Here is a 10,767-nt window from a genome sequence, read left to right as displayed (position 1 = left end):
ATACCGGACGAAAACATCCGCCATGGGATTCAGCGGCCGCTCGATACGATCCATGGAGATATACTACTCCTGTTTCCTGGAGGTATCAACAGCAGGTACCGGGGATGTCCTGGCTATTCGCGGGCAAGGGATACGAGAGGGATATCGAACTATACTACTTCAACGCCCGGTGGTACGACGCGACGAGCAGCTTCACAGCGAGCTGAAAAGCGATATGAACGTTGAGAGCCTCCCGTCGGGGAAGTTCGCCGTGAAGGCCCTGATCCTGAAAGTTGCCCTGGTTGCCTTCAATATCCTTCGATTTCTTGAGCAATCGGTGCTTGGTATGGAGGAGCTTCCGTACAAGACCGAGGTGACGCGAAAGCGTCTACGGAAAGTGATTGACCATTTGATCCGGGTTGAGGTGAAGCTTGTCTTCCATGCCCGCCAACAGGTGATCAAATTGCGGGGCCGCGACCCGTGCCTCCGGGCGCTTTACGACAGCTGTAGCGTGTTATAGAAGGTCCTGGTGAAAAACCCCGATGGAACGGGGAAGGTGTGCGCCCGTCGTGAGACCGCGTGCGACGAGTCCATGCCCACAGCGGGTGTGCGTGAAAACCCCTTCGAACAGCCCGCCAGCGTGGGATCTTATACGGACTCAGGCCTGATTCAGAGCAAAGCAAGAAGGATCACGTTAACGGTAAGGCTTAGCAGAAAGAACAGAATTCTGGGGCTCACAAAACTGATTAACTTGATGGGCGAAACTTCGGGCGTTTGCTGGAGTTCTTCGACCTGGTAATCCCGTATTTGTTCCTTGAGCTTGTCCAGGGGTAAGTCGATTCGGGGTTTTCGGTTCTTAAGGGCCTCTTGAAAGTCTTGCTCTTCCGGCTGCTGTTTTCCTGGGGCTGCTTTTCGTTTGCGGAATACCTCAAAGCTGATGATCAAAAGCGTAACAATTATAAAACCTTCAAAGAATGCTTTCAGAAACCCTGTGAACAAGGTGGTCCAAAAGAGTTGGAGAGTCATCAAAGTTTGAGGGAAGCTATCCTTATGGGCGAGTATGATTGCTTCCATGGGGGCAAAGTGGGGCAAGAGCAGCTGTCGGGCCACTTCGGCACTCATTATCATGGCCGGTACCGAAAGCAGGTGTACCAGAGCCAGGGCATAGGAGGATCGTCGAAAGCCTTCCAGGGCGGTCTTAAACTTCGGATGGGTGTTCAAGCGAAGCACACCACCCCGAAGAAAGAAGACCCAGGGGTAGAAAAAGAGAAATAGGGGTATCACTATAATGGTAACCAGCAAGAAGATGCCTATTATCCCTCCAATGAGACCGGAATAAGGAATATTCATGCCGTCAATACTTAACCAGAGAGGTGTGTAGGCCAGCACCAGCGTTATGGGAGCGCTCAGAAAAAACAGAGGGCTTTTGTTCGAGTAGTGCCGGTCACCCATGATGACATAAGCCTCTGTCAGAATTCTGAGATAATGGAGCATTCCAGCGATGAAAAGCCCAAGGTGGATGAGAGTAAGGTTTTCGCTCAGGCTCTGTGGGCTCAGGTCAATGTCAAGGGTTGGAGTCCCCTGGCCTGAGCCTAATAGAGGTTGGACTACCAGCATCCAGAGTCCCATGATCCACCAGAGCTCCCAGCCCGGTAATAGTTTTTTCTGTGGTACCAAGCTGCCGCTCAGCCGGTTCCACATGGCATCGGGGTGACCTGGATTGAACTGCCCTAAGGCCTTAACGACTTCGGGGATTTGCTTATGTTTATCAAAGTACTGCCGGGCGGCGTCGTCTTCGTTTTGGGCGTAAAGAATCAGACCCTTTCTGTTGCTTCCCAGACACAGGTATCGGTCAAAGCGGGTTTTCTGTGGTTGAGCCTGGCAAGAATTGCTTTTTTGTTTCTTCATGAGTGCTACCCGGATATTCGTTCATCATCTGTACAGCATCGCCACCATGCTTGATTGTGCGATCTTTTTCCCACCTCTGCAGTGTAGCACTACCGGTACCAGTGTGGCCCGGCCGGCTGGAAGCAAATCCCGCTCATCCCTCGCCGGTCAGATCGATCAGGTCCCTGATCTCGGTAGTGCTCAGCTGCGTCAGCCACTTCTCGCCCTGGGCGACGGTCAGCTCGGCGAGATCCTCCTTGGCCTCCAGCATGGCGCTGATCTTTTCCTCAAAGGTCCCGCCGGTAATAAAGCGATAGACCATCACATCCTTCCTCTGGCCAATTCTGAAGGCCCGGTCGGTGGCCTGATGCTCCACAGCAGGATTCCACCACAAGTCGTAGTGGATCACATGGTTCGCTGCGGTCAGGTTGAGCCCGACCCCGCCGGCACGAATCGAGAGCACCATCACCTGGTAGGTCGGGTCGTTCTGGAACCGGTCCACCATGGCATCGCGTTCCTTGCGCGAGCTGCCGCCGTGCAGGAACAGACAGGGCAGGTGCAACTCGGCATCGATCATCTCCTGGAGCAGCCGCCCCATCTCGGCGAACTGGGTAAAGATCAGCACTTTCTCTCCCCGTTCGGCAATAGTCCCGACCTGCTCTGCCAGCAACTTCGCCTTCCCCGACACCGCCGAGCCGCGTCCGCCCCGTTTGGCGTAGAGGTGGGGGTGGCAGCAGATCTGCTTGAGGCCGGTCATCAGCTTGAAGACCATCCCGGACCGCTCGATCCCCTCAGCCTCCCCAAGAAATTCCTCGGTCCTCTCAACCAGCTCCCGGTAGAGCACCATCTGCTCCCCCGTAAGAAGGGGATAGCGGTTGATCACGATCTTTTCCGGAAGATCGTCGATAATGGTGCGGTCCGTTTTCAGACGGCGAAGAACGAGCGGCGCCGTAACGGTGCGAAATTGCTCCAGGGCAGTCTGGTCGCGGAAGCGTTCAATCGGCACGGCATAGCGCTCCTTAAAGGACGCCCTCGTTCCCAGATACCCCTTCATGGCAAAGTCGATGATGCTCCAGTAGTCCAGGAGGCGGTTCTCCACGGGAGTCCCCGTCATCGCGATGGAGAACCCCGCCTTGAGGGCCTTCACCGCCCGGGCCTGGGCCGATGCGGTGTTCTTGATATTCTGCGCCTCATCAATAATGAGAACCGACCACTTCCGGGAGCCAAAGTGCTCCATATCGCCCCGCAGGAGAGCGTAGGTGGTGAGGATCACATCGACCCCGGAGGGCATCGTACGGTCGCTCCCGTGGTAAATCCCCGTGACGAGGGAGGGGGCAAAGCGGTGAAGCTCGCGCTCCCAGTTGGTTACCACGCTCGCCGGCACAACCGCCAGGGCGGGCCGGTTCGGCCGGAGGGCCGATTCCTCCTGGAGCTTCAGGAGAAAGGCAATCACCTGAACTGTCTTGCCCAGCCCCATATCGTCGGCCACCACCGCACCAAGGCCGATCCGGTAATTGTTATACAGCCACCGGTACCCGCGCAGCTGGTAGGGCCGAAGTTCAGCCCTGAGCCCCGGGGGAACCTCCGCCTCGGGTGCTTTCAGGAGCTGGTCAAAGAGGGCGCGTGCCTCGGGGCTCATCGCTATGGGTGCGCCCTCATAGGTGCCGGTCAGGCCGATCTGCAGGAGGTCGATCGCCCTGGGGCGGGGATCGCGTTCCATTTTTCGGGAAATCTGTGCCAGCCGGGTCTCGTCCAGCTCGATAAACCGGTCCTTGTAGCGGACAAAACGGCCGTAGCGTTCGCTCAGTTCGAACAACTCCTCGGCAGGCATCACCTCGTCTCCCACAGCGACGTGCCAGTCCACGGCCAGCATATCCTTCAGCGAGGTATAGGACACAACCCTGTCGGAGTCGGAGTCCGATCGTTTCCTCATCCCCAGCGTAAGATGGGGCTGAAACACCTCCCGCAGTGCCTTGGGAACCACCGTTCGCACCCCCAGCGTCCGCAATGCCGGTATCGCGCCAAACCATTCCTCCAGAAAATTTCCGGTGGAAACCGTTACGGCTCTGCCTTCCTTCAGAAAGGTATTCACCGTTCCCAAATACGTGGAGAGCAGACTCAGATCGCGCAGCAGGGGGAGCGTTTCGGGATCGAGGGATTCCAGAAAGAGCGGAAAACTCACGGGCAGGCTCTCGGGTTCGCGGCGATCCCCGACCAGAACTTCGAATTTGAAAGCATCCTGGCCCCCTTCCTCCACGCGGATAACCGGATGGTGGTGGATCGGGCGTATAAAGAAGCGTCCCAGCCAGAGATTAATGGTCTGGGCGTTGCCCTGCTCCTCAAACCTGGCGGGACGGTATTCATCACCCTGGAAGAACATCGCCCGAATCGGGTGTTCCCCGGCATTTTTCACCGGTTCCAGAAGGCGGAGGTAGTGGCGCAGGAAGAAGGAAATCAGAAAGAGCACCTGTTCCCGGCGTGGCAGAGGCTTCCGGTCGTAGCGGAGAACCTCCCCGGGAAGCGCCCTGACGAGGCCCTCGAAAATCTCTGCGACCTCGCCGTTAAAGAGCGCCGGAATCCACCGGATGATAAAAGTGTCCTTCCGCACCGAAATCAGTTCCGGCACAATTGCGTGGCGCTCCATCACCCGCAGGGCGAAGTTGTGGCACATGATCAGAAAGGAAACCATCGGCGGATAGACCGAGAGATCCCCCGCAGAGAGGCGCTGCAGGTACTCCACGAAGGGGGAGAAGTCGTCGGAGTCGAAGGCCACCTCACCCTCTCCCGACCCGATCCTTCCGGTAACGCCGCCGCTCCCCTTCTGAATCGTCATCGTACACGTTGAAGAGGGGGCAGTCCGGGATTCCTCCTGGATATCCAGACGGCTGATGTAGCGTGTTGCCTTCGTGCCGGTCTTGCGGATCGCCCCCAGCAGCAGCTCCCTGAAATCCCCCTGAAGATAAAAGAGAGGGAACTCCGTCAGGAGTTGTGCCGTCGCCGGATAGAGATCGGGAATCGCGGCCAGATCGAGCTCCTCCAGGGACTCCCGGGAGCAGGCGTACTCCACCGGGCCTTCGGCAACCAGCGACTCGACCCCGACGATCTTCCCGTTATCCTCCAGCGGCCCGCCGTGGATCGCCTCCAGGAGGTTCAGACCGTGCATCCGAAAGACGAGAAAGGGATTCTTGTCTATTTCGTTAGCCACGATGTACACCACCGCGGCGAGGTGTTTGCACGGCACCGCCCAGTCGGGGCAGGAGCAGGTCATGGCGAGTTCTTTCCAGCTTTTTGGGAAGAGCCGGATTCCCCGTTCCGCCAGGACGCCTTCCAGCTCCGGCGGGAGCCGGCGCGCCTCCAGTTGCGACAGATAGTAGGGATCGTCCTTCACCAGATCGATGATCGTCTCCTGCTCGAGGGCCCTGAACTCCCAGAGCGTGAGTCTCACGCTGTAGGGGGTCGGCCTGGTACCTTTGACCCGCGCGCTGATCCTGGTCCCCTCGATACTGATCGATTTCACCGAGCCGTTTCGGGCATAGCGCTTTCCCCGGGGCAACCGGTTTCCAAAGTCGATATGAGCGAGCGCATCCAGCCAGCGGCGCCCCCACCAGGTGTGGCCAAACTCTATCCGTGCCATGCCGTGAGTCTAGTCCTCCGGGCAGATCGGATCAATCCTGCGCGCCCCCCGAGAGAGACCCGAGAGGGACCCGAAAGAGACCCGAAAGAAACCCGAAAGAAAAGTGAGAGGCTCTTTCATGATTCCAAGCGCGAGGATTTGACGTATCGTTCCTGACCACCTAAGCTAGTGAGAAAACGGGTCTTGCGTATACGCGGGTCATGATTAAGGAGCTTGGTGTGATGAAAAGACATACTCTGGCAGTGCTGACTTCCTCGGTACTGATGTTGATGGTGATCCTTCCCGCAGCTATTTCGGCGCAGTCAAATGCGGTTTACCGCCTGCAGGGCAACGAAGAGTTCGTCTATGGCCGGATCGGCCTGAACGACGACGGCTCCCAAAGATTTACTTTTCTGGTTGTCCGAACGCCGAACCCCGACAAGACAATTTATCGCCGGGAGGATGAATCGTACGTCGGGGTGCGTTCGATCGGCAGGGGTGGTTCAATGTCGGTTGACCGCGACGTCCAGGACTTTGACAGGTACGACTACTTTATCGTTTTTAACGGCAACAAGCTGGGTCCTTTTGACCGCTTTAAGGAAGTAAAACATGACAACCCCAATGTAGCGGACTGGATCAGCCCGGGCGGCCAGGGGCTGACTTTTTCCGCAGTAGAGGGACAGCACTACCGGCTGTATGCCAACAGTCGGCCACAAACCTCTTACTGGAGCTATTCCCAGACACCACTTGTTGCCGAAGCACCCGGCAAAGTAGCCTTTGTAGTTCAGTTCGACCGCAACAACTGGCATCTTCGCGAAAACCACCGGCTCATAAAACAGGAATACGCCGGGATATGGAACCTTGAGTATTCGGCCGATGGTTCAAAGTTGATGTACGTCGGTGCTCCTGAACGAACGAATGAGCGCCATGTTTATATTAATCACGAGCGTGTCGGCGGACCTTACACCTCGGTTCTTCCGTATGTCACCGGTTTTGTTGATAACACCAACACTCCATACTTTGTAGGGAGCACCTCCAGCGGCCAGGAAGTGGTTGTTGGTACCCGCCGGGTTAACCTGCCGCGGAACATCAGAAACATCGGTCGGGTTTACTCCGACAGTGGCAGACTGGCTTTCTCCGGCCAGGATGGTGACAGGCGCTTTTCCTACCTGTACACAGTCTCCAACAATACCCTGCTCGAACGTGAAGGCCGGCTGGTTGGGAGGGGCCTAATAATCGCCAACAATCGTGCCTACCTTAACATTATTGAATCCAATGATAACCGCACTCTGATTGACCAGAACAACAACGTGGTCTTTTCAATGCCCCTCCGCGAGCTGCACGATACCCTGTCCTCTGTAAGGGCCGATGCTTCCCCTACAGGCGATATCTATATCACGTACAGGCGTGCAGATGGCCAGGGGGTTGTCCTTAAAAACGGGAATCCTTACGAGCCCGCAGGCTCGGACTTTTCCAGGCTTATACACATTTCTTTCAACCCGGTTACCGGCTTGCCCCAGATCGGTTTGGATATTTCCACTGACGATTCAGGCAACGTGCGGCGCATTATCCATAACGACAAGGCTTTTGATACTGTCGGAGAAATGGATAATTTTGAAAGGTATTCCGTGTTTCCGCCCGAAGGCCCAGCTTACTGGATCAGACGACGAATTCACGCACATCGCGACTGGCGCTGGACCGTCTTTCGCGAAAACGAACAGGTAAGCGAGGAGTTTCATCACCTCTTCGCGCTTACAGTATCAAATGATGGAACAAGATTTGCGGCTCTTGTTTCGGATGACCCCGATGCCGATATCAGGGACTACTACAGCACAAACAGGTCAATGCATACTCCCGTGACCCTGATGGTGGATGGACGGCTCATTAATGGACGGTTTGGCGCCCCGGTATGGTCACCGCGTGACGGTCGATTTCTTGCCCTGACACAGGATGGTCGCAACATAATTATTCGCCGGCTCTAGGGGAGGACGCCGGCGCTTGCTGGTCGCCGGTGGCTCTGGTGGATCCTTCGGGCAGGGTGTTAAGGGAGGCCCCCTGGTGTTCCCTCTCCCTGCCCGGGGTGTTGTCCCGGCACCACCGGCCGTTGCTGTCGCAGGTACCGTCGCTGGCTGCATCCTGTGACCGCCCCGGCCACTCTTTTTGTGCTTTTATGAGCGTGCAACCGGGAACGCCTTCTCTCCCGGATCACCCAGCATCAACAGGTGGGGATGATATTCCCCTTGCGTTTGAGGCATTGCCCGGTTTTCACCCGCCGATGCCAGTTGCACTCCGCCATTGAGGCAGGAGTACCGGTCAATTTTCCCTTTTCCGTGAGTAAGGGCCGAACGAGGATCGTCGGCACGCCTCTCGCGCGAAGTGCCATGATTGCAAGGAGCGTAGACGGATCATTCCTGATGTAGTACACCGTTCCGACAGGCCAAACCTGTGGAACCGGTTCGAGCTGGATCTCTCCAAAATAGAAGCGTTCCCATATCGAAGGAGCAACATGTCGGGGAAGGGTTATCCCGTCACGGACCGTTCCATCCGGATCGTACACCCCCCGTATGTCCCCAAGTGAGACGGGGAACGACTCGGCAGCACCATCTCGAGCACATACCAGGGACTCCCCGGATGGTTTTTGGAAACTCGTGGAGCCCGAGGCGAGTCCATCGACAGGGCTACCACGGAGACCCCGAAAAAACCGGAACACAAGGCGAACCACCGCTTCCCCGAGCATTTTTCGCCGGATGCGCCGCAGTGCACGCCGTGCTGCGTCGGCACGGTAATCGGCAGGGCACCACCGGGCATAGGCGATGTCGTCCACACCATCCATAAACCACAAGCTGGATATTCTCATTCCTCATCTCCTTCTGAAATCAACTGGTCATCAAATGCAACCGGTTGCATTTCGGGGCAAAAAAATTATGCTGATTCTCGTATAACCAGCTCCACGGGCACTACCGATTCTGTGACAACCCTGTCATGCAGGAAGGTGATAAGATCCCGCGCGAGAATCTTCCCCGCCAGGGACATATTCTGACTGACCGTTGTCAGGGCAGGATTACTTCGTGATGCCACCGAGAGATCGTCGTACCCCACTACCGCAACGTCCTGGGGAACGGTGACTCCGTGTTTTCTGAGATAGGCGATTGTTGAGAGCGCCATAAGATCACTATTTACAAACACCGCATCCACAGACCTGTTTTGCCGAAGGATGTGATCCATTCCTGTTGCTCCCGAGGCATCGGAGAAATCTCCGTACCATACCAGAGAGGGATCCGGTTCAAGCCCGGCCTCGTTCAGTGCGTCGATATATCCCTGGTAACGATCCTTCACCTCGATTTCTTCCGGGGGTCCGCCGATAAAGCCGATCCTCTTCCGGCCGATCGATATCAAGTGGCTGGTTGCTATATAGCCACCCCGATGATCATCCCCACACACGGAGCAGTATCGGCCCCCGCTTCGTCCCCACGCAACAAAAGGTGCGCCGATGCCCAATAACTCTTCGGCATGTCGTTGTTTATGTAACGAAGTGGACACAACAAACCCATCGACCTTTCCTGTATCCAGATAATGTGTTGCCCACCGGGATTGGTCGGGATCAACTTGGACCAGGAGCATATCGTATTGATACTCGAAGAGCCCTCGCGATAATCCTCCCATAAGTTCCATGCTGAAGAGGTCGCAAACGGAAAAGCACGTGTGTTGATGGGGATACATCACAAAGGCGATCGTGCGACTCGACCCTAAACTCAAACGCTGGGCAGGAATGTTGAGCTTGAAGTCATACTGCCGGGCGATCTCCCGTATCCGTGCTGAGGTCTCTTCGCCAATCAAGGGGCTGTTATTGAGAACGCGTGAGACCGTTGATTTCGATACGCCCGCCAGCTTTGCGAGTTCTCCAATTGAACGGAGTCGTTTTCTTTCCATGTTCATTCCTGTTTGCAACCGGTTGCATTCTAGTATGGAATCTGATGGCTGTCAAGCTGAATGCGCCCGCGGGGCGCCCGAAGGCGAGCTGGCCGGGGATGGCGGAATTCCGTGGAAACTGTGATACAGTGTGAATCCGTCATGCTCAAACCTGTCATGCTGAAAGAAGAGATCGCCCAGCGCTTTGTCGATCGCCTCTGCGCCTCCATCCCCTACAACGTGAACATCATGGATCCCGAAGGGGTGATCATCGCCTGCCGTGATTCCTACCGGAAAGGCTCCTACCACGACATCGCGCACCGGATCGTCGCGGGAGATCTGCGCGAGCTGGTAGTCCGCGAGGACGATCCCCGGCCCGGCGGCGTTCTTCCCGGGGTCAATCTGCCGGTGATGTATCATCGGGAGGTGATCGGCGTGGTGGGGCTCACGGGAGATCCCGACCAGGTGCGGGTGGTTGCCTATTCCGTGAAAACGGCCCTGGAAACGATGGTGGAGTACGAGGAACTCAAGGAGCAGCTCGCCCGGCGCCAGGACCGGAAACGACTTCTGGTGACGATGCTCCTCTACGATGACGGGGTCGCTCCCGAAGACCTGGATGTTCTGGCCCGCCACCTGGGGTACAGGAGTGACCTCTTTCGGATCGCTCTGGTCCTGCCCGGTGCCGAGGGTATTTCGGAGCGCGATTTCCGGAAAATCGTGCGCTCCAACGAACTCCACACCGATCAGGACATGACTCTCTTTGCCTCCCGGGGGAGCCCCGTGATCTTTCGGGCGGTCTCCCGTGATTCCTGCCGTACCGGAGGAGGAAAGCGGTCCGTGACAGATTATCTGGCCGGGCTCGACGAGGCTCACCGGCGATGGGGTGCGCCGCTGCCGGCCTGGTACGCTGCGGGGACGGTCCAGACCAGCCTTGTCGCCTACCGGCGCAGCTTCCACCACGCCCTGTGGGTCTCGGGGGCGGGCCTGGCCGGCCGTGAACGGTACCGGTTCTTCGCAGACCACGCCCGGGAGTACCTCTTCTCGCTGCTCCCCCCCGAGGAGCTTCGGGGAATCACCGCCCCCCTGAGGGAGTTCTGCGGAGCCGATAGCCTGGCAGCGTTCCGCGAGACCTTCGATGCACTGCTCGCGGCCAACATGAATATAAAGGAGGCAGCGGCTCGCCTCGATGTCCACCGCAATACCGTGATGCACCGTCTGGAGCGTTTCCAGGAGCATTCCGGCTTCGCCCCCCTGCGTTCACCCCAAGACAGACGTCTCCTGGAGCTCCTCTATCAGGGAGTGCTCTGATCCGCACCGGTTGATACCGTTGTAACCGGTGCACAATTTTCGGGGGATCAACTGTTCAACCTGACACATTG

Annotated in this window: 6 protein-coding genes and 1 pseudogene; 3 read left to right on the top strand and 4 right to left on the bottom strand. The window is 57.1% G+C overall.

Going from position 1 to position 10,767, the window contains the following annotated elements; translation table 11 throughout:
• A pseudogene (locus BW950_RS15090) lies at positions 1-499 on the top strand (hypothetical protein); the annotation flags it as partial.
• Positions 500-648: 149 nt separating this feature from the next.
• Here the strand turns inward: BW950_RS15090 and BW950_RS06235 are convergent.
• Together BW950_RS06235 and BW950_RS06230 are read right to left on the bottom strand one after the other, a co-directional pair.
• A complete protein-coding gene (locus tag BW950_RS06235; RefSeq protein WP_076488421.1) occupies positions 649-1,887 on the bottom strand; it encodes a hypothetical protein in 1,239 nt (412 codons plus the stop codon).
• Between the two features lie 133 nt (positions 1,888-2,020).
• Positions 2,021-5,500 (bottom strand): DEAD/DEAH box helicase, encoded by a 3,480-nt coding sequence (locus tag BW950_RS06230; RefSeq protein WP_076488420.1) that lies wholly within the window; start codon positions 5,498-5,500, stop codon positions 2,021-2,023.
• A 200-nt stretch (positions 5,501-5,700) separates the two neighbouring features.
• Between BW950_RS06230 and BW950_RS06225 the strand changes: the two genes are divergently transcribed.
• Positions 5,701-7,461, top strand: a complete 1,761-nt coding sequence (locus BW950_RS06225; RefSeq protein ID WP_143559145.1) for a hypothetical protein — start codon at positions 5,701-5,703, stop codon at positions 7,459-7,461.
• A 233-nt stretch (positions 7,462-7,694) separates the two neighbouring features.
• On the opposite strand, the gene BW950_RS06220 is transcribed toward BW950_RS06225, so the two are convergent.
• On the bottom strand, positions 7,695-8,336 hold the full coding sequence (locus BW950_RS06220) for a hypothetical protein (protein ID WP_076488418.1): 642 nt from the start codon (positions 8,334-8,336) through the stop codon (positions 7,695-7,697).
• Between the two features lie 65 nt (positions 8,337-8,401).
• A complete protein-coding gene (locus BW950_RS06215; protein ID WP_076488417.1) occupies positions 8,402-9,409 on the bottom strand; it encodes a LacI family DNA-binding transcriptional regulator in 1,008 nt (335 codons plus the stop codon).
• Between the two features lie 111 nt (positions 9,410-9,520).
• Here BW950_RS06215 and BW950_RS06210 point away from each other — a divergent pair, with 111 nt between their 5' ends.
• Positions 9,521-10,696: a CdaR family transcriptional regulator gene (locus BW950_RS06210; RefSeq protein WP_159438742.1), complete on the top strand. Its 1,176-nt coding sequence runs from the start codon at positions 9,521-9,523 to the stop codon at positions 10,694-10,696.
• Positions 10,697-10,767 lie beyond the last annotated feature (71 nt).

The organism is Alkalispirochaeta americana (assembly GCF_900156105.1).
Taxonomy (GTDB): Bacteria; Spirochaetota; Spirochaetia; order DSM-27196; family Alkalispirochaetaceae; genus Alkalispirochaeta; species Alkalispirochaeta americana.
The sequence above is the reverse complement of the archived record's forward strand: the minus strand, read 5'-3'. Positions and strand labels throughout refer to the sequence as shown.